The organism is Sulfurimonas sp. HSL3-1 (genome assembly GCF_039645995.1).
In the GTDB taxonomy this organism is placed as follows: Bacteria; Campylobacterota; Campylobacteria; order Campylobacterales; family Sulfurimonadaceae; genus Thiomicrolovo; species Thiomicrolovo diazotrophicus.
In genome coordinates, this window is record NZ_CP147920.1 from 411333 (window position 1) to 429081 (window position 17749).

Consider the following 17749-nt stretch of genomic DNA (forward strand, 5'->3'; position numbering starts at 1 on the left):
ATCAAAATACAGGGGCATGAAATGAAATTCGTTTCAATCATTATCGGATCCAAAAGTGACTATGACGTCATGAAATCGTGTGCGGATACGCTGGAAACCTTCGGGGTACAGTATGAGCTGATCATCTCCTCGGCGCACCGTTCGCCGGAACGTACCAAAGAGTACATCCTTGAAGCGGAAGCCAAAGGGGCCCAGGTCTTCATCGCCGCGGCGGGCATGGCGGCGCACCTCGCGGGCGTCCTGGCCTCCAAGACGGTCAAGCCGATCATCGGCGTGCCGATGAGCGCCTCGGCGCTGAGCGGGATCGACGCGCTCCTCTCCACCGTCCAGATGCCGGCGGGCATGCCGGTTGCGACCGTCGCCATCGGCAAGGCGGGCGCGATCAACTCGGCCTACCTCGCGATGCAGATCATGGCGCTGGAGAGCGAAGACCTGCGCATCAAGCTCCAGGAAGACCGCGTCGCCAAGGCGAAAAAAGTCGAGATGGACTCCCTCGAGATCGAGACCAAGTTATAATTGAACGCGCTCAGGAGCAAAACAAGGGTACCGCTCGGCAAAGCCGATGTTTCCCTGAACGCTGCTGTGTCCTCGTTCCTGCGGAATTCCGCTAGGCTACATCGGCAGCGTCGTAAACCAAGGAAAGTGATTTAGATGAAAATCGAAAATGCTTGTGTTGAGTGTATTATCGGGCAGACGCAGCGTGTTGCCGACGCGATCGGGGCTGATGACGCGCTGCGCGAGAAGATTCGGGAAGACGTTTTGGCAATGTCGAAAGCTTTCGATTTTGCCAAGTCGCCGCCGGAAGTCGCCCGGGAAGTCTACGAACACCTGGCCGTGCTTGCCGGGAAAAAGGACCTCTATGATGAGGTCAAGCGCCACTCCTCCGACAAAGCGAAAACCTTCATTCCTTTCCTGCGCGAACAGATTTCCAAGGCTGACGACCCCTTCCTGACGGCGGTCAAAGTCGCCGTCGCCGGGAACGTCATCGACCTGGCCGCCGAGGTGAGCTTCGACCTCGACACGGAAATCGACAGGCTCTTCCACACCCATTTCGCCCACGACGACGTCGATGCGTTGCGGCAGCGCCTTTCCGGGGCGAAGACGCTGCTCTATATCGGCGACAACGCCGGCGAGCACCTCTTTGACGCTCTGGCGATCGAAGCCGTCGCGGCGCTCTACCCGCAGCTCGCGATTACCTACATGACCCGGGGCAAACCGATTATCAACGACGTCACCTTCGACGAGGCGATGGCGGACGGTCTGGCGGAGGTCGCCGCCCTCGTCGACAGCGGCGTCGACACCCCGGGCTTCGTCTATGAACGCGCGTCCGAGGAGGCGCAGCGCCTCTTCGATGAGAGCGACGTGGTGCTCACCAAGGGGATGGGCAACTACGAATGCCTCTCCCCCGCGCCGCGCGGCGACCTCGTCTACCTGCTTAAGGTCAAATGCAACGTCGTCTCCCGCTCCATCGGCGCGGAGATCGGCAGCATTATCTGCAAACTCGTCTGACATACCAACCCGCTTTTCATCCTGCCCCGTCCGTTTATGGTATGGTTTCACAAAGGCATATCCAAATCCCACGCATGGGTTTTAGCTATGCCCTGAAAAAGGAACTGGAATGACGGGTGAAATGATGATTAAGTATATTGTACTCTGCGACGGTGATCTGGAAATTAGTGTTACGTTGGCGGATCTGCTCCAGAACGAAGCGGTGGCACGGGCAATCAAAAATGCTTATGCCAAAGGCAAAAGGGATATCGAGGCCGTGGTGACGGACCCCGGCGCGCTGACGATCAAGAACAAAAAGGCGATCCAGACGGTGACCATCCCCAAAGAGAGTTTTATGGATGCGCTGACCCTCGCAGAAGAGGACGCGAAAGCAAAAAAGCTTCTGAAGAAAGGGTGCGACCGTATCGAGATCGTCGATATCGAGACGCTCTGACGTGCGAGGCAAAAAGTACATTCTCTTCGATAACGACGGCGTACTCGTCGAGACCGAGGCGTGGTACTTCCGGGCCAACGTCGAAATTCTTAACACCATGGGCATCACCCTTGAAGAGACGCGTTACCGGGAGATCATGATCAACGGCCAGAGCGCGTTCCTGCTCGCGGAGGAGGCGGGGTACGACACGGAGACGGTCGAAGCGGCCCGCAGCAGACGCAACGATCTCTATCAGCACTACCTGCAGACGGAGGAGATCGCCATTCCCGGTGTGCATGAGGTGCTTGGAGCCCTCAAGGAACGCTACCGGATGGGAATAGTCACCTCGGCGCGACGGGAGGATTTTGAACTGATCCATACCGGCAGAGGGATAGCGGATGCGATGGAGTTCGTGCTCTGCAGCGGCGAATATGCCCGCGCGAAACCCCACCCTGACCCCTATCTGAAAGGGCTGGAACTGCTCGGTGGCACAAAGCATGAAGCTGTTGTCGTCGAGGATTCGCAGCGGGGGCTGCGTTCGGCGGTGAGCGCAGGGATTGAGTGCGTCATCGTCGATAACGCCTTTACGGCACAGCACGACTTCTCGGCCGCGACCCATCGCATCGGCACTATCGAAGCGTTGCTGGGGCTGCTGGATTAACCTGCCGCCTGCGGCCGAGGTTCGAAGAGCGTTCCCAGCGTCTGTTCACCGTGGATCAGGAACTGGACCGCCGTGGAGAGTTCGAAGCCGTTGCAGAGGAACATCCTTTTGCCGCGCCGCAGCAGGAAGTCCGCAGCCATCAGCTTGGTAACGATCCCGCCGGTGGCAAAGGGGTCGTTGGGCGTGGAGTCCGCCTGCAGCGCCTCCGGCGGGACGGCGTGGAGCACCCGGTGGCGTTTCGCATCCTCATGTTCGCGGGGGTTTTTGTCGTAGTAGCCGTGGATGTCGCTGAGGATCACGAGCAGATCGGCATCCGTCGCATAGGTGACGTGGGCGGAAAGCTGGTCGTTGTCCCCGAAGAGCTGCTCGGGGGTGGAGGTGATGTCGTTCTCGTTGATGATGGGGAGGATGTCGTTGGCCAGGTGCGCGTTGATGATCTCTTGGAACATCGCCGTGCGTTTGCGCGAATCGAAGTCGTCCTCCGTCAGAAGAATCTGCGCCGTATCGATATGGTAGGTGTCGAACTCTTTTTTGTAGCTGCTCATCAAAATGGGCTGGCCGGCGGCCGCCAGGGCTTTTTTGCCGACCCGTTCGCGTTTGTCGAGTTTCAGCGCGCAGTAACCGGCCGCCACTGCTCCCGAGGTAACGAGGATGACGTCGTACTGCCCGCGGATGTCGGCGATCATCTGTACGAGGGCGAGGATACGCTCCCTGGCGATCCGGTTGCCCTCGGTGAGGACGGCACTGCCGACTTTGATGACGATACGCTTGCTCACGCTTCCCCTTTCTTGCGTCTGAAATCGCCGCTAGTCTCTTCAACGCGGTGCAAGATCGATTCGGGGACCGGGGGCGTTACCGGTGAAACGAGCCTGATGGCCACCCAGCCTGCCACAAACCCCGGCAGCAGTTCATAGAGTTCAAAAAGGCCCCCTTCGAGCTGTTTCCAGACGATGACCGTGAGCGCTCCCGTTACCATACCGGCAATCGCCCCGCCTTTGGTAATGTCGCGCCGGTAAAGCGAGAGGATGATCAGCGGCCCGAAGGCCGCCCCGAAGCCGGCCCAGGCATAGGCGACGAGGGAGAGGACGCTGGAGTTTTTGTCCGTGGAGAGGTACCAGGCGATCAGGGCGATCGCGATGACCGTTGCCCGTCCGACCCAGACCAGCTCGCTGTCCGAGGCTTTTTTGCGCAAGGTGGCATGGTAAATGTCCCGCGTCAGGACCGACGAGGAGACCAGCAGCTGCGAATCGATCGTGCTCATGATGGCCGCGAGGATGGCGGCGAGGAGGAAGCCGGCGATCCAGGGGTCGAAGAGCAGCTGCGAGAGGGTGATAAAGATCTTTTCGGGATCGGCGAGGTCTGTACCCGACGAGACGACGTAGGCGAGGCCGAAGAAGCCGACGGCCAGCGAGCCAATAATAGAGAGGCCCATCCACCCCATGCCGATCGCCTTGGCGTGGTGCATCTCGTCCTCGCTGCGGATCGACATGAAGCGTACGAGGATGTGGGGCTGCCCGAAGTAGCCCAGCCCCCAGGCCATCAGGGAGAGGATGCCGATGACGCCGGTGCCGTGGACGATGTCGAGGTGGGTGGGGTCGATCGACTCCATCAGCTCCAGAGCGGCGGAGAGGCCGCCGAGGTGGGTGATGACGACCGCGGGCGTGACGATAAGGGCGAGCATCATCAAGATCCCCTGGATGAAGTCCGTCCAGCTGACGGCGTTGTAGCCGCCCAGGAAGGTGTAGGAGACGATGATGATGCTGCCGACGGCCAGGGCGACGGCGTAGTCGAGGTGGAAGGTCGCTTCGAAGAGCTTGGCCCCGCCGACGAGGCCCGAGGAGGTGTAAAGGGTATAGAAAAGCAAAATCACGAGGGCGGTGATGACGCGCAGATGGCCCTTGGCATCGCCGAAACGGTTGGCGAAGTAGTCGGGAATCGTGATGGCGTCGTCCAGGCGGTGGGTCATGATGCGCAGCGGCCGGGCGACGTAGTGCCAGTTCAGGTAAGCGCCGATCAGCAGACCGACGGCGATCCAGCTGCCAGCGATCCCGTCGCTGTACATCATACCGGGCAGCCCGAGCAGCAGCCAGCCGCTCATATCCGAGGCCCCCGCGCTCAGCGCCGTGACGCCGGGACCGAGACCCCGCCCGCCGAGCACATAGTCGCCGAGGTCCTCGGTTTTAAAGTAGAAATAGAGGCCGATGGCCACCATAACAAGCATGTAAAGGCCGAACGAGATCAGTACGGGTGTCTGCATTTATACCTCCTCTTCCGGGTGCAGGCCGGCAATGCCGAGGTTGCCGTAGCGGTGATAGCTGTTGGAGATGCTCTGTTCGATGAAGTAGTGCATCAGTTCGATCCGCCCGTGGGCGACGAAGGGTTCCCTGGCGATGTAGACGGCCCGGTCGGCAATGGCGTCGAAGAGGGCCGGGGAGACGTTCTCGGGGCGGAGAGAGCGGACCCGTTCGTAATGGGGGATCCGGTCGATGAAGACCGCCTCGCTGTCGCGGGTGATGGCGTCGTGCTCCCCGAGCAGGCTCGCTTGCTTCGATTCGAGCCAGAGGAACTCCGCCTGCTTAGAGTGTTCGGGCAGGGAGATGTGCAGGCGCGCACCGACCATCCTGACAGCCATGATCGTGGCAAGCGCCTCCTCCAGGCGGTCCCCCTCCACGAGGCGCATCAGGACGCTTTCGACCGGCAGGTAGCGGATGACGTTGGACTCCCCGCGGATATGGGCATAGTCATGGGGTTTCATAAACTCGGTCTCGTGCCAGTGTGCGAAGTGGCAGAGGTGGCGCAGGGCCTTCTCGCACTCGTCGTGAAAGACGGTGTCGCGCTGGAGCATCACCCGCATACGGTCGGTGAAGGGCGTGGAACAGGACTCGTAGAGGTTAGTTTCACGGTAGGTGATATCCATAAACTGGCTGACGTAGTTGAAGCCGCCCGCTTTCCTGCCGCTGCCGATGGCCGATTTGCGCATCCCGCCGAAGGGCTGACGCAGCACGATCGCCCCGGTTGTGCCGCGGTTGATATAGAGGTTCCCCGCGAGCAGCGTCGCTTTCCACTGCTCCTGTTCGCGGTGGTCGAGGGACTCCAACCCGGAGGTGAGGCCGTAGCCGGTGGCGTTGACGATCCCGATGGCGTCTTCGAGGTCCTCGGCGCGCATCACGCTGAGGACGGGGCCGAAAAGCTCGTTCATGTGGCAGAAATCCCCCGACGCGGTTCCCCAGCGGATCGAGGGGGTGAGCATATAGGGATTGCCTCTGTCGGCATAGTCGGGTGCCAGCAGCCACTCCTCTCCCTCGTCCAGGAGCTCGAGGGCTTGCGCCAGTTTGCCCGCGGGGCGGTCGACGAGGGTACCGACGCGGTTGCTGAAATCCCAGACGGAACCGGTCTGCATGGACTCCGCCGCCTCTTTGAGCTGCCGTTTGTACTCCTCGTCGTCGTAGAGCTCTTTTTCCAGTACAAGCAACGATGTCGCCGAGCACTTCTGCCCGGAGTTGTGAAAGGCCGAGGCCATGACGTGGCCGATCGCCTGGTCCCTGTCCGCCATCGCCGTGACGATGGTAGCGTCCTTGCCTCCCGTTTCCGCACTCAGGTGAATGTCGGGACGGGCTTTGATGATGCGGTAGGCCGTCTCTTCGCCGCCGGTGAAGATCGTAAAATCAATCCCCTTGCTGGGGATCATATGCTCCCCGACCGCTGACCCGCGTCCCGGGATGAACTGCAGGGTGTTCATGCTGACCCCCGCTTCCCAGAAGCATTGGCAGAGGCGGTAGGCGGTGAGGATGGAGGCTTCGGCGGGTTTCAGGATCACCGTGTTGCCTGCCGCGAGGGCCGCGGCGATCCCCCCGGTGGGAATGGCGACGGGAAAGTTCCAGGGGCTGATGATGAGGCCGACCCCTTTGCCTTTGGCCTCTACTCCCGTCAGCCCCGCCAGCTTGGTGACGCTGTAGGGGTAGAAGTTGACGAAATCGATCGCCTCGCTCACTTCGACATCGGTCTCGGTGAAGACCTTGCCCACCTCCGCCGCGGCAATGCCGATGAGGTCGCCCCGGGCAACCCGGATTGCGTGGGCGACCTCCATCATGATCTTCTGGCGCGCGTGGGGCGTCAGCTTTCGCCAGCCGTCGGGGTCGGCTTGGGCCGTGTCGATGGCAGCGGCCATATCTTCCGGAGTCGCTTCGACATAGGAGCCCGCGCGTTTGTTCTCGTGGTATTGGGACTTGTCAATCACCGTGACCGTTTCGTCGCGCTGCACGATCCTGCCGCCGATGACAGGGTAGGCACTGAAGCCTCCCTCGCGCTCACCGATATGCTGCCATTTGTCGCGGATCGCTTCCGCCCAGGCGCGGTTGGCGGGGAGGATAAAGTCCGTATCGGGCTCGTTCTCAAAATGATAGACGGCGGGATCGACGGCGATCTTTTCGACCGGCCGGGTGCGGTCCTGGGTGCGGTTGGGCGCTTCGGACACGGAGGGGAGGAGGGCGACGGCATCGTCGAAGGTCTTGACGAGCTGCTCCCACTCCGGTGTGTCCACCTTCAGGCCGAAACTGTGGCGCAGGAAGTTCTGCTCGGCGGTGTTCTCATCAAAGCGGCGCACCAGGTAGGCGATGGCATTGGTAAAGGTCTCCTTCGTCGCCGTCGGGGCGTAGAGGATGACATTGCGTCCTTCAGCTTTGAGGAGCCGGTAGGCCGCTTCGCTCATCCCCTCCAGCATCTCGGCGGTGACATACTGCTCAACCCCGCGCGCCTTCGCCAGCAGCATGGCCATGGCATGGTCGAAGAGGTTGTGCGAGGCGACACCGGTATGCACGTAGGGGGCGACGGCGGGGTCGAGCAGGTAGTCCATCGCTTTTTTGTAGTTGGCGTCCGATTCCGCTTTGTGCGCGTAGGTGACGTTGGGCCAGCCGCGCAAGGAGGCCTCTGTCAGCTCCATCTCCTGGTTGGCCCCCTTGACGATGCGGATTTTGATCGGCGCGCCTCCGGCGTCGACGCGGGCTTTGGCCCAGTCGGCCAGTTCCCGGATGTAGGTGAGGGCATCGGGGAGGTAGGCCTGGACGACGATGCCCGCATGCAGCTGCGTGAACTCCTCCCTGGAGAGGACCTTTTTGAAGGCGTCGATGGTGATGCGGACGTCGCGGTACTCCTCCATATCGAGGTTGACGAATTTGGGCTGTGTCTTTTCCTCCCTGTCACGGCAGGGGTTGGCGATGGCCGCCCGGTAGACCCGCTCGAGCCGGGAAGAGACATGCGCGACGTTGTTGTCGTGAGCCAGGGGAAGGATCTGGGAGAACATGTTGGAGATCTTGAGCGAAAGGTAGTCGATATCCGGGTTCTCGAGCATCGCGATATATTTTTCGACCCGCCGTGCGGCTTCGGCCTCGCTGTGGACGACCTCCCCGATGACGTTGATATTGACCCGGGTCCCCTCGGCCCGGCGCGCTTTCATGTGCTTGGAGAGGACGGGGTCTTCGCCCTGAATGACGATGGCGCTGATGTCGTTGCGCAGGTAGTTGATAAACATCGGCACGGAGAGGGAGCTGACGTAGATGCCGACGTCGCGGAAGAGCCAGATAAGGATCTGTTCGAAGTGGCTGAAGAAATCCGTACGTTTGTATTTTTCGAAGATGTATTCGAGCTGGTCGGCGACCCGGTCGGGGTTTTTGGAACGGAAGCTTTGGTCGAGCAGTTCGATGAGGAAGATCTTGTTAATAGGGTTTTTCAGCATGCGCTGCATCATCGCGTGAAGTTTCTGCTCCTCCTTCCCGATATGGTGCGAGATCTCCTCCTGCCACCGGCGGGCGACGGCTTTTGTCTCTTCGAATAGTTCGGGGGGAATGGGCATAGGCAGGTCCTTCATACTGGTGTGGATTGGCCCCGTACAGGTGACAATACGGGGGGCGGAGTGATACCCGGCTTCTTGGCGGCACCCTCCGACAGCTGATAGGCCCTACAATAACATATTAGGTTTAGTGCAAGCTAAAATCATTCCGGGGAGCGCGTGTGAGCAGGTATGATAGTGAGGCGATATACGTGTATGGAAGCAAACAAAATGAACAGGCAGTGGCTGTTTTTGAATCGTGGATAAAATGATTGGAAAAATAGTGTTTCGTGGTGGCCTGTCTCGGAATCGAACCAAGGACACAGGGATTTTCAATCCCTTGCTCTACCGACTGAGCTAACAGGCCTTTTGTAAGGAGGCCGAAATTATAGCAACGGCATATTGAAGCCTAGCTTAAATTGGAGACGGCTTCTTTAAACGTGTTACCGCGCACGGCATAGGAGGGAAACTGGTCCAGGCTGGCGCAGGCCGGGGAGAGCAGCGCGACGCTCTGCAGGGTGTGTACGTCGGCGATGCGCTTGACCGCTTCGGTCAGGACGCCGCAGCTCTCAAAGGGGATGCCGAAGCGCGCGCTGAGAGCGTCGAGTTTCGCCTGGTTGCTGCCGATGGTATAGAGGGTGACGTCAACGTCGGTGAGGGCCTCGAAGAGCGGCGTCATATCGACCCCCTTGTCGTCGCCGCCGACGATGAGGTGGATGGGGCGGTCGGCGTAGCGCCGGACGGCGGCCAGGGCCGCATCGATATTGGTCGCCTTGGTGTCGTTGACCCAGAGGCGGTTCTGAGCGTCGCTGAACTCCTCCTGGCGGTGCGGGTCGAGCACAAAGGCGTTCATCTTGGCATAGTCGATCCGGTCAAAAAGAATGCGGTCGACGGCCATCGCCAGCAGGGCGTCGAGGAGGAAGGGACCTTTGAAATGGATATGGTCGGTCTCGAAACCGAAAAAGGCGGCGAGATCGTCGGCATCGTCGTAGGGGATGACAAAGGCGTCCGTCGGGGTGTCGGCATAGGCGCGCGGCAGCAGGACGGTCTCGCCCTCGCGCATCTGTGCCAACGGCTTCAGTTTGTCGTCGATGTAGGCCTGTTCGCTGCCGTGCCAGCTCAGGTGGTCCGGGGTGATCGGCAGCACGACGTAGAGGTCCGGTTTCGCCTCATGGGTATAGTGCAGGGTAAACGAGCTCGTCTCCAGGACCCAGAGCGGCGACGCGGCATCCAGCGCGGCCAGGGGAGTGCCGATGTTGCCGCCGGAGAGCGCCCCTTTGTCGGCAAGGAGGTGGGTGAGCATCTGCGTCGTGGTCGTCTTGCCGTTAGTGCCGGTGATCCAGACGGTAAAAGGCTTTTGTTCCGGCGTATAGGGGGGACGCGCCAGCGGCGAGAGGAAGAGGTCGTACTCGCTGACAAGGTGTTCCGACTGCCGGATCAGGGGGTGTTCCGGGGGGATGCCCGGCGAAGGGATCTCCAGGTCGGAGTAGCGCGGATCAAACTCCGCCGTCGGACGGACCCGGTTCCCCTCCTCGTCGGTGAAGGGCTTGTGGACGTGGTCGTCATAGAAGGTGCAGGGGCCGAAGGTCTTGGCGATCGCCCGGGTTGTGACGCCGTAGCCGAAAAGGGAGGTGCGGTTATGCTGCATCAAGGGGCCTTAGCGGATTTTGAGGGTAATGAGCGCGGCGAGGTTCGAGAGCATGGCGATGATCCAGAAGCGGACGATGATCTTGTTCTCCGCCCAGTTCTTCATCTCGAAGTGGTGGTGGATGGGGGCCATCAGGAAGACCCGCTTTTTGCGCAGTTTGAAGCTGCCGACCTGGATAATGACGGAGACGGTCTCGATGACGAAGATGAAACCGATGAGCAGCAGCAGGAACTCGCTCTTGGCGACGATGCCGAGGTAGCCGATAAAGGCGCCGATGGCGAGCGAACCGCTGTCGCCCATAAAGACCTCGGCCGGATGGGAGTTGAACCAGAGAAAGCCGATGAGCGCACCGATGAGCGCCGCGGCGACGACGGAGGCTTCCCCGACGGGGAAGTTCGGCATCAGCAGGTAGGCGGAGAGACCGGCGTGTCCGATGATGTAAACGAAAATGCCCAGGGTCATCAGGGCAAAGACGGAGGGCACCGTAGCGAGGCCGTCGAGCCCATCGGTGAGGTTCACGGCGTTGGAGGCCGCGACCATAACGAGGCTCCAGAAAAAGAGGGCGAAAAGCTGCATGTCAAAGAGCGGGTACTTGTAAAAGGGGACATACAGTTCCGTATCCAGTCCCGCCGCGAAACGCAGGAAAAGGGCGCCTGCGAGGGCGGCGACGATCTGGAACAGCAGTTTGGCCCTGGCAGTGAGGCCGGCAAGGTTGTGCTGCTTGTCGATCTTGGCGTAGTCGTCTTTGAAGCCGATCAGCATAAAGAGCGCGAGCACGAGCATCCCGCCCAGGGCGAAAAAATTGTCGTACCGGACGGTGATCGCCGATGCGATGAGGGTTGAAACGATGAAGACGACGCCCCCCATCGTCGGGGTCTTCGCTTTCTCGCGGTGGCGGTCGGGCGCGTAGTCGTTAATGGGTTGGACGCTGGAGGTCTTCTGCGCCCAGCGGATGAAGCGGGGCATCAGGAAAAGGGTCATGCAGAGCGCCAGGAAAAAGGCGACGCCGGCACGGACGGTAATGTATTGCAGCAGGTTGATATCCAGAAGTTCGTAAAACCAGTAAAGCATTATCAGTCCATAAAGAGTTTTCACTTATACCGGGGATAAAGTGAGTAAAAAGTGCTATTTTAATATAATTGCCGTCATTATATGTTTAAGGGGATTTCCGGAGTTCCGACAGCTCCCGGAAAACCCTTCGTGAAGGATTTTTATGGGACAAAAGACTGTACTCGTAATTACGGACGGGGTCGGCTACAGCCAACGGACGGAAGCGAACGCTTTTTACCATGCCCAAAAGCCGACCTATGAGAAACTCTTTGCCGAAGTACCCCACGCGCTGATCGACACCTTCGGTCTCAGCGTCGGCCTGCCCGAGGGGCAGATGGGGAACTCTGAAGTGGGGCACATGACCATCGGCAGCGGCCGCGTACTCTACCAGGACCTGGTCAAGATCTCCCTCGCCGTCGCCGAGGGCACCCTGGCGGGCAACCCGGCCTTGACGGCGCTGCTGGAGAGCTCCGACACGCTGCACCTCGTGGGTCTCTTCAGCGACGGTGGGGTCCATTCGCACCTCGACCATACGATCGCGCTGGCAAAGATCGCCGAAGCGGCGGGCAAGAGGGTATGGCTCCACCTCATTACCGACGGGCGCGACGTTTCACCGACATCCGCGCCCCACTACCTGGAGAAACTGCAGGAGGCGCTGAGCGCGAAGGTGCGCATTGCGACCATCGGCGGACGTTTCTATACGATGGACCGGGACAACCGCTGGGAGCGTGTCCAGAGCGGCTACGACGCCATCGTGTCGGCGCAGCCCGCCTCCGACCTCGCACCCGCGGCCTATATCGAAGCCTCCTACGCCAGGAAAGAGACGGACGAGTTCATCGTGCCGGCGGCCTTCGACGGCTATGAGGGGATGAAAGCGGGCGACGCCGTCCTCGTCACCAACTTCCGCAGCGACCGCGTGCGCGAGATCACGACGGCGCTGGCCTCGCCGGATTTTGCCGAGTTTGATCGCCCCTTCGCCGTGGCGAATCTGGCAACGATGACGGAGTATGACAAAAGCTTCACCTACCCGGTCCTCTTCCGCAAAGAGACGCCGAAAAACACCCTGGCGGAAGTGATCAGCAACCAGGGGCTTCGCCAGTTCCATACGGCGGAGACGGAGAAGTACGCCCACGTCACCTTCTTCCTCAACGGCGGGATCGACGAGCCCTATACGAACGAAGCGCGGGTGCTCGTGCCGAGCCCGAAGGTCAAGACCTATGACCTGCAGCCGGAGATGAGCGCCTCCGCAGTCGGCGATGCCGTCTTGACCGCGATGGATGAAGGGTACGATTTCATCGTCGTCAACTTCGCCAACGGTGACATGGTCGGGCACACGGGTGTTTATGACGCCGCCATCAAGGCCGTCGAAGCCGTCGACCATGAACTCGGCCGTATCGTGGAGAAAGCGAAAGCAGATGATTATGCGATGGTCCTCACCTCCGACCACGGTAACTGCGAGGAGATGTGGGACGAGAACGGCAACGTCCTCACGAACCACACCGTCGGCAAGGTTTGGGCTTTTGTCATGGCGAATGGTGTCGAAAAAGTACACCCCGGCGGCCTCAACAACATCGCCCCGACGGTCCTCGAACTGATGGGCGTGGCAAAACCGGCCGAGATGGACGACAGCCTGTTGTAATCCGGGCAAACTAAACAATCAAAGGAGTGAGATGAAATTCAGTGGTAAAAACGTATTGGTAACAGGGTCGAGCCGGGGAATCGGCGCGGAGATCGCGAAGGTGCTGGCCGGGTACGGTCTGAAAGTCTGGGTCAACTACCGCAGCGGCGCGGATGCCGCCGAAGCGGTCAAGGCGGCGATTATCGCCGCGGGCGGCGAAGCGGAAACGATCGGCTTTGATGTCGCGGACGAAGCGGCCTACGTAGCCGCGATCAAGACGATCGTCGACACCGACGGCGAACTGGGCTACCTGGTTAACAACGCGGGGATCACGAATGACAAACTGGCACTGCGCATGAAAACGGAGGAGTTTCTTTCCGTGATCAACGCCAACCTCACCTCCGCCTTTATCGGCTGCCGCGAAGCGATGAAAGTGATGCGCAAGAAGAAGCAGGGCGCCATCGTCAACATCGCTTCCATCGTCGGCGAGACGGGTAATGCCGGGCAGACGAACTACGCGGCTTCCAAGGGCGGCCTGATCGCGATGACGAAGAGTTTTGCCATCGAAGCGGCCTCGAGCGGGCTGCGTTACAACACGGTCACACCGGGCTTTATCGCCACCGATATGACCGACGAACTCAGCGACGATATCAAGTCGAACTTTACCTCCAAAATCCCCATGGGACGCTTCGGCGAAGCGCGGGAAGTCGCGGAAGCGACGGCCTTCCTGCTCTCCGACTCGGCCTCTTATATTACGGGTGAAACCCTCAAAGTCAACGGCGGGATGAACATGGCCTAAGGCCGGAGGGGGGACCCCCCTTCAGCGCTTTTTTTTATATTCCGTATGCTATACTTCCGGAATTTCAAATTGGAAAGAGGAGCTATAATGGCACTTTTGGATGACATCAAAGAAGTCGTAGTTGAACAACTGAGCGTAAACCCGGATGAAGTAAAACCGGATGCGAAATTCGTTGAAGATCTCGGAGCGGACAGCCTCGACGTCGTTGAACTGGTCATGGCACTTGAAGAAAAATTCGATATTGAAATCCCGGATGATGAAGCTGAAAAAATTCAGACTGTCCAGGATGTCGTAAACTACGTCGAAAACAAGGCGTAAGTTTCTTTGCGGGTAGCCCCGCAAATGGTTTTGTATTGCCGTCCTCGGACGGGTATATAAAGCTATACACATATTTTTCAGGAGTTGCTGTGAGAAGAGTTGTCGTAACGGGTATGGGCATGATCAATGCTGTCGGACACAATAAAGAAGAGTCGTTTAAAGCGATGTGTGACGGCGTGAGCGGCATTGACAGAATTACCCTTTTCGATGCCGAAGCCGAAGGGCAGGGTGTTCTGATTGCCGGCGAGGTTAAAGATTTCGACCCCACAACGGTCATGGCGGCCAAAGAGGTCAAAAAAGCGGACCGTTTCATCCAGCTCGGCCTTAAAGCGGCCCAGGAAGCGATGGAAGATGCGGCTTTCAACGAGATTGAGATCGAATATGAGCGTTTCGGCGTCGCCGCGGCATCCGGTATCGGCGGTCTGCCGGCGATTGAGAAAAACTCCATCGTCCTTGAGACCCGGGGTCCGCGCCGTATCTCTCCGTTCTTCATTCCGAGCGCCCTGGTCAACATGCTCGGCGGTTTTGTTTCCATCGAACACGGTCTGAAAGGCCCGAACGTCGCGGCGGTCACGGCCTGTGCGGCGGGGACCCACTCCATCAGCGAAGCGGCGAAGACGATCATCTGCAACGGTGCGGACCGTATGCTCGTCGTGGCGGCGGAATCCGCGGTCACCGGCGTCGGTATCGGCGGGTTTGCCTCCATGAAAGCGCTCTCTACGCGCAACGACGACCCGAAAACAGCTTCCCGTCCCTTCGATGCGGAGCGTGACGGCTTCGTCATGGGCGAAGGGGCGGCAGCCCTGGTCCTCGAAGAGTACGATGCGGCCGTTGCCCGCGGCGCGAAGATCTACGGCGAGCTGATCGGTTTCGGCGAGAGCGGCGACGCCAGCCACATCACAAGCCCGAGCATGGACGGCCCGCTGCGTGCGATGAAAGCGGCGATGACAATGGCCGGCACCCCGAAAATTGACTACGTCAATGCCCACGGTACGAGTACGCCGACGAACGACAAGAACGAGACGGCGGCCCTTAAAGAGCTCTTCGGCGGCAAAGAGAACTGTCCGCCGGTAACGTCTACCAAGGGCCAGACGGGTCACTGTCTCGGCGCGGCCGGCGGTATCGAAGCGGTCGTCTGTCTGATGGCGATGCAAGAAGGCATCATCCCGCCGACGATCAACTACATCAACCCGGATGAGAACTGCGATCTGGATATCGTTCCGAACGCGGCGCGCAAGGCGGAACTGAACATTGTCATGAGCAACTCCTTCGGGTTCGGCGGCACCAACGGCGTCGTTATCTTTAAGAAGCTCTAAGGTCCGGCATTGGCTACCTACCTCGATTTTGAGCAGAAGATCCAGCAGATCCAGGAAGAGATCGTCAGCGCCGAGGTGCGCCATGACGTCCACGCCGTCGAGATCCTGAAAAAGGATCTGGAGAAAGAGGTCAGTAAAACCTACAAGAACCTCTCTCCCTACCAGGAGCTGCAGCTGGCGCGTCACCCCGACCGTCCCTACGCCCTGGATTACATCAATCTGCTGCTCGAAGACAAATACGAGCTGCACGGCGACCGCCATTTCCGTGACGATGCGGCGATCCTCTGCTATATGGGTTACATCGACGGCCAGCGGGTGATGGTCATTGGCGAACAGAAGGGGCGCGGCACGAAGAACAAGCTCAAGCGCAACTTCGGTATGCCGCACCCCGAAGGGTACCGCAAGGCGCTGCGCTGCGCGCAACTGGCGGACAAGTTCAACATCCCCGTCGTCATGCTCATCGACACCCCGGGTGCCTATCCGGGACTGGGCGCCGAAGAGCGCAACCAGAGCGAGGCGATCTCCCGCAACCTGCTGGAGCTCTCCAAGCTGGAGACGATCACCATCTCCATCGTCATCGGCGAGGGGGGTAGCGGCGGCGCCCTGGCCATTGGCGTTGCCGACCGGCTGGCGATGATGCGCTACTCCGTTTTCAGCGTTATCTCCCCGGAAGGGTGTTCTGCGATTCTCTGGAACGATCCTGCCAAGGCGGAAGCGGCGACGAAGGCGCTCAAGATCACGAGCAGCGACCTCAAAGCGCTCGACTTGATTGACGATGTCATCGACGAGCCGCTCATCGGGGCGCACCGCGACAAGTCCGGTGCGGCCGACGCGATGAAAGGCTACATTCTCGAGCGCATCAACGAGCTCTCTAATTTCAGCGGCTCCGAACGCCGCCACAAGCGCTATGACCGTTTGACGGGTATGGGCGCTTACTCCGAAAACTAATACTCCAAAGCTTTTTTCTTGGGGTGGCTGAGCTGCTCCATGCTCTCTATTTTCTTTAACTGTTTTGTTCCCCTTCTTTTTTACGACGAGGCATTTAGTGCCTCGCATGTATTGCGCTTTAGCGCTTATGCTTATCCAAAAAAGAAGCCGAACCGGGAAGAAAAAAGGATAACAAGCTGCCGCTTTCGGGACATGCCAATCCCCGGTGATCCTACTGACACGCTAATGTCCGTTACGGCCCCTATAATTTAAATATATTGGAAAGTGCTTAGGCTTCGGGAGTTGTCTGCTCCGGGGGCTGGGGCGGGAATTTTGGGCGTTTGAGGCGTTTGGCCTTCTTGGAGAAGGTGATGAGCTCCTCGACGGTCTGGATCTCTGTTGGGATGCATTTGAGGGTGCGTTTGAAGAGCTTTGCCGTCGTCATCGCGTCGGAGAGGGCGCGGTGGTGGGTCGCCTCTTTGTAGAGCTCGAGCTGTTCGTTCAGGAAGGCGAGGCCGTAGCGGTAGGAGCTGATGGTGCGCTCGGCGAGGTCGATGGTGCAGAGGGTGCGGTTGAGCAGGGGCGCCATCCCGACACGCTCCATCATCTTCGAGGTGAACTGGAAGTCGAATTTGACGTCGTGACCGACGAAGATGTCGTTGCCCAGGAACTGTTTGAAATCCGACAGTACTTCTCGCAGACCAGGAGCATCCTGGGTGTCTTCCTCCGCGATGCCGGTGATCTCGGTGATGTGCCCCGAGATATGGTCGCATCGTACCAGGCTCTCGAAGCGGTCGATGATGTGGAGGTTCTGCACCTTAACGGCGCCGATTTCGATGATCTGGTGTTTGTCGGGTTTGGAGCCGTTGGTTTCGATGTCGACGATGCAGAAGGTCGCCGCCGAGAGGAGCTGGTCGCAGCTATGGGGATAGTAGCGTGTGCCGTCCCGGCTGACGAGTTCGAGCCCCTGGGCGCGCATCAGCTCGACGGCCAGTTCGGCGTTTTCGCCGGTCAGCTGCTCGATCTGGTAGGCGGTGAGCCCTTCGCAGAGCTTCTGGGGGAGTTGGGAGGCTTCGATCATGCTTTGGCCTTTGCAATAAACAGGCCAACCTTCTGCGGGTCTTTTTTCCCCTTGGACGCTTCGACACCGCTGCTGACATCGAGGGCGTAGAAGCCGTAGGGGAGGCACTCCTCGACGTTATCGGGGGAGAGTCCGCCGGCGAGGATGATTTTCGAACAGTCGACCCCCTCGAACCACTCGAGGTTGAGCCGCTTGCCCATCCCGCCGTAGGCGTCGCAGTAGGCGTCGACGAGTCGGTATTCGTCGGCGTGCGCGTTGACGTCTTCGGGGCTTTGTGCCCGGATCACACGGACATAGGGGCACTCCAGGGCGTCAAAGAGGGCATCGGGCGCATCGAAATGGATCTGGGCGAGGGTGATGCCGCTCGTTCGGGCCGCCGCGTTGATGGCCGGGGCCTCCTCGTTGACGAAGAGACCGACCTTTTCGACGAAGGGCGGAAGTCTGCGGATGATCGCCGCGGCCGCCTCGGGGGTGATATGGCGCGGCGAGGGGGGATAGAACACAAAACCGAGCGCGTCGGCCCCGGCATCGATCGCACTCATGGCGTCTTCGTAGGAGGTGATGCCGCAGATCTTGACGCGCACGG

16 protein-coding genes and 1 tRNA gene are annotated in these 17749 nt (G+C 59.7%); 9 read left to right on the forward strand and 8 right to left on the reverse strand.

What is annotated here, in order from left to right; all coding sequences use genetic code 11:
- Window positions 1-21: 21 nt before the first annotated feature.
- The 4 genes from purE (at window position 22) to WCY31_RS02155 (ending at window position 2582) form a co-directional block, all read left to right on the forward strand.
- Window positions 22-516 (forward strand): 5-(carboxyamino)imidazole ribonucleotide mutase, encoded by a 495-nt coding sequence (gene purE, locus WCY31_RS02140; RefSeq protein WP_231020171.1) that lies wholly within the window; start codon window positions 22-24, stop codon window positions 514-516.
- A gap of 135 nt (window positions 517-651) precedes the next feature.
- Window positions 652-1509: a damage-control phosphatase ARMT1 family protein gene (locus WCY31_RS02145; RefSeq protein ID WP_345972952.1), complete on the forward strand. Its 858-nt coding sequence runs from the start codon at window positions 652-654 to the stop codon at window positions 1507-1509.
- Window positions 1510-1618: 109 nt separating this feature from the next.
- Window positions 1619-1942 (forward strand): hypothetical protein, encoded by a 324-nt coding sequence (locus tag WCY31_RS02150; RefSeq protein ID WP_345970631.1) that lies wholly within the window; start codon window positions 1619-1621, stop codon window positions 1940-1942.
- 1 nt (window position 1943) lies between these two features.
- Window positions 1944-2582: an HAD family phosphatase gene (locus tag WCY31_RS02155; protein ID WP_345972953.1), complete on the forward strand. Its 639-nt coding sequence runs from the start codon at window positions 1944-1946 to the stop codon at window positions 2580-2582.
- Here WCY31_RS02155 and proB read toward each other — a convergent pair.
- The 6 genes from proB to mraY all read right to left on the reverse strand — a co-directional run bounded on the left by proB (window position 2579) and on the right by mraY (window position 11125).
- Window positions 2579-3358: a glutamate 5-kinase gene (gene proB, locus WCY31_RS02160; RefSeq protein ID WP_345970633.1), complete on the reverse strand. Its 780-nt coding sequence runs from the start codon at window positions 3356-3358 to the stop codon at window positions 2579-2581. The two genes, WCY31_RS02155 and proB, sit on opposite strands and share 4 nt — an antisense overlap.
- Window positions 3355-4839 carry a sodium/proline symporter PutP gene (putP, locus tag WCY31_RS02165; RefSeq protein WP_345972954.1) on the reverse strand — a complete coding sequence of 495 codons (1485 nt, stop codon included), beginning with the start codon at window positions 4837-4839 and terminating at the stop codon, window positions 3355-3357. The genes proB and putP overlap by 4 nt, the downstream gene beginning before the upstream one ends.
- The gene (locus tag WCY31_RS02170; protein WP_345972955.1) at window positions 4840-8430 is read right to left on the reverse strand and encodes a bifunctional proline dehydrogenase/L-glutamate gamma-semialdehyde dehydrogenase; all 3591 of its coding nucleotides are present in this window, start codon (window positions 8428-8430) and stop codon (window positions 4840-4842) included.
- Between the two features lie 267 nt (window positions 8431-8697).
- Window positions 8698-8773: transfer RNA gene (locus tag WCY31_RS02175), tRNA-Phe, on the reverse strand.
- Window positions 8774-8815: 42 nt separating this feature from the next.
- Complete coding sequence (gene murD, locus WCY31_RS02180) at window positions 8816-10054, reverse strand: UDP-N-acetylmuramoyl-L-alanine--D-glutamate ligase (RefSeq protein ID WP_345972956.1); 1239 nt, start codon at window positions 10052-10054, stop codon at window positions 8816-8818.
- Between the two features lie 9 nt (window positions 10055-10063).
- Window positions 10064-11125: a phospho-N-acetylmuramoyl-pentapeptide-transferase gene (mraY, locus tag WCY31_RS02185; protein WP_345970637.1), complete on the reverse strand. Its 1062-nt coding sequence runs from the start codon at window positions 11123-11125 to the stop codon at window positions 10064-10066.
- A gap of 142 nt (window positions 11126-11267) precedes the next feature.
- Here mraY and gpmI point away from each other — a divergent pair, with 142 nt between their 5' ends.
- The 5 genes from gpmI (at window position 11268) to accA (ending at window position 16103) form a co-directional block, all read left to right on the forward strand.
- On the forward strand, window positions 11268-12743 hold the full coding sequence (gene gpmI / locus WCY31_RS02190) for a 2,3-bisphosphoglycerate-independent phosphoglycerate mutase (protein ID WP_345972957.1): 1476 nt from the start codon (window positions 11268-11270) through the stop codon (window positions 12741-12743).
- Window positions 12744-12774: 31 nt separating this feature from the next.
- The gene (gene fabG / locus WCY31_RS02195; RefSeq protein ID WP_345970639.1) at window positions 12775-13521 is read left to right on the forward strand and encodes a 3-oxoacyl-ACP reductase FabG; all 747 of its coding nucleotides are present in this window, start codon (window positions 12775-12777) and stop codon (window positions 13519-13521) included.
- Between the two features lie 87 nt (window positions 13522-13608).
- Window positions 13609-13839 (forward strand): acyl carrier protein, encoded by a 231-nt coding sequence (acpP, locus tag WCY31_RS02200; protein ID WP_231020181.1) that lies wholly within the window; start codon window positions 13609-13611, stop codon window positions 13837-13839.
- A gap of 89 nt (window positions 13840-13928) precedes the next feature.
- Complete coding sequence (locus WCY31_RS02205; RefSeq protein WP_345970640.1) at window positions 13929-15155, forward strand: beta-ketoacyl-ACP synthase II; 1227 nt, start codon at window positions 13929-13931, stop codon at window positions 15153-15155.
- A 9-nt stretch (window positions 15156-15164) separates the two neighbouring features.
- Window positions 15165-16103: an acetyl-CoA carboxylase carboxyl transferase subunit alpha gene (accA, locus tag WCY31_RS02210; protein ID WP_345972958.1), complete on the forward strand. Its 939-nt coding sequence runs from the start codon at window positions 15165-15167 to the stop codon at window positions 16101-16103.
- A 268-nt stretch (window positions 16104-16371) separates the two neighbouring features.
- On the opposite strand, the gene WCY31_RS02215 is transcribed toward accA, so the two are convergent.
- Together WCY31_RS02215 and WCY31_RS02220 are read right to left on the reverse strand one after the other, a co-directional pair.
- The gene (locus WCY31_RS02215) at window positions 16372-17163 is read right to left on the reverse strand and encodes a 3'-5' exonuclease (RefSeq protein ID WP_345970642.1); all 792 of its coding nucleotides are present in this window, start codon (window positions 17161-17163) and stop codon (window positions 16372-16374) included.
- Entirely contained in the window at window positions 17160-17747 is a 588-nt protein-coding gene (locus tag WCY31_RS02220) for a phosphoribosylanthranilate isomerase (protein WP_345972959.1), read from the reverse strand. The genes WCY31_RS02215 and WCY31_RS02220 overlap by 4 nt, the downstream gene beginning before the upstream one ends.
- Window positions 17748-17749 lie beyond the last annotated feature (2 nt).

Bases quoted from the DNA above. Each gene is read 5' to 3' on its own strand.
- murD (WP_345972956.1), bottom strand. From the start codon at position 10,054: ATGCAGCATAACCGCACCTCCCTTTTCGGCTACGGCGTCACAACCCGG.
- mraY (WP_345970637.1), bottom strand. From the start codon at position 11,125: ATGCTTTACTGGTTTTACGAACTTCTGGATATCAACCTGCTGCAATAC.
- purE (WP_231020171.1), top strand. From the start codon at position 22: ATGAAATTCGTTTCAATCATTATCGGATCCAAAAGTGACTATGACGTC.
- WCY31_RS02215 (WP_345970642.1), bottom strand. From the start codon at position 17,163: ATGATCGAAGCCTCCCAACTCCCCCAGAAGCTCTGCGAAGGGCTCACC.
- WCY31_RS02145 (WP_345972952.1), top strand. From the start codon at position 652: ATGAAAATCGAAAATGCTTGTGTTGAGTGTATTATCGGGCAGACGCAG.
- WCY31_RS02150 (WP_345970631.1), top strand. From the start codon at position 1,619: ATGACGGGTGAAATGATGATTAAGTATATTGTACTCTGCGACGGTGAT.
- fabG (WP_345970639.1), top strand. From the start codon at position 12,775: ATGAAATTCAGTGGTAAAAACGTATTGGTAACAGGGTCGAGCCGGGGA.
- putP (WP_345972954.1), bottom strand. From the start codon at position 4,839: ATGCAGACACCCGTACTGATCTCGTTCGGCCTTTACATGCTTGTTATG.
- gpmI (WP_345972957.1), top strand. From the start codon at position 11,268: ATGGGACAAAAGACTGTACTCGTAATTACGGACGGGGTCGGCTACAGC.
- WCY31_RS02170 (WP_345972955.1), bottom strand. From the start codon at position 8,430: ATGCCCATTCCCCCCGAACTATTCGAAGAGACAAAAGCCGTCGCCCGC.
- acpP (WP_231020181.1), top strand. From the start codon at position 13,609: ATGGCACTTTTGGATGACATCAAAGAAGTCGTAGTTGAACAACTGAGC.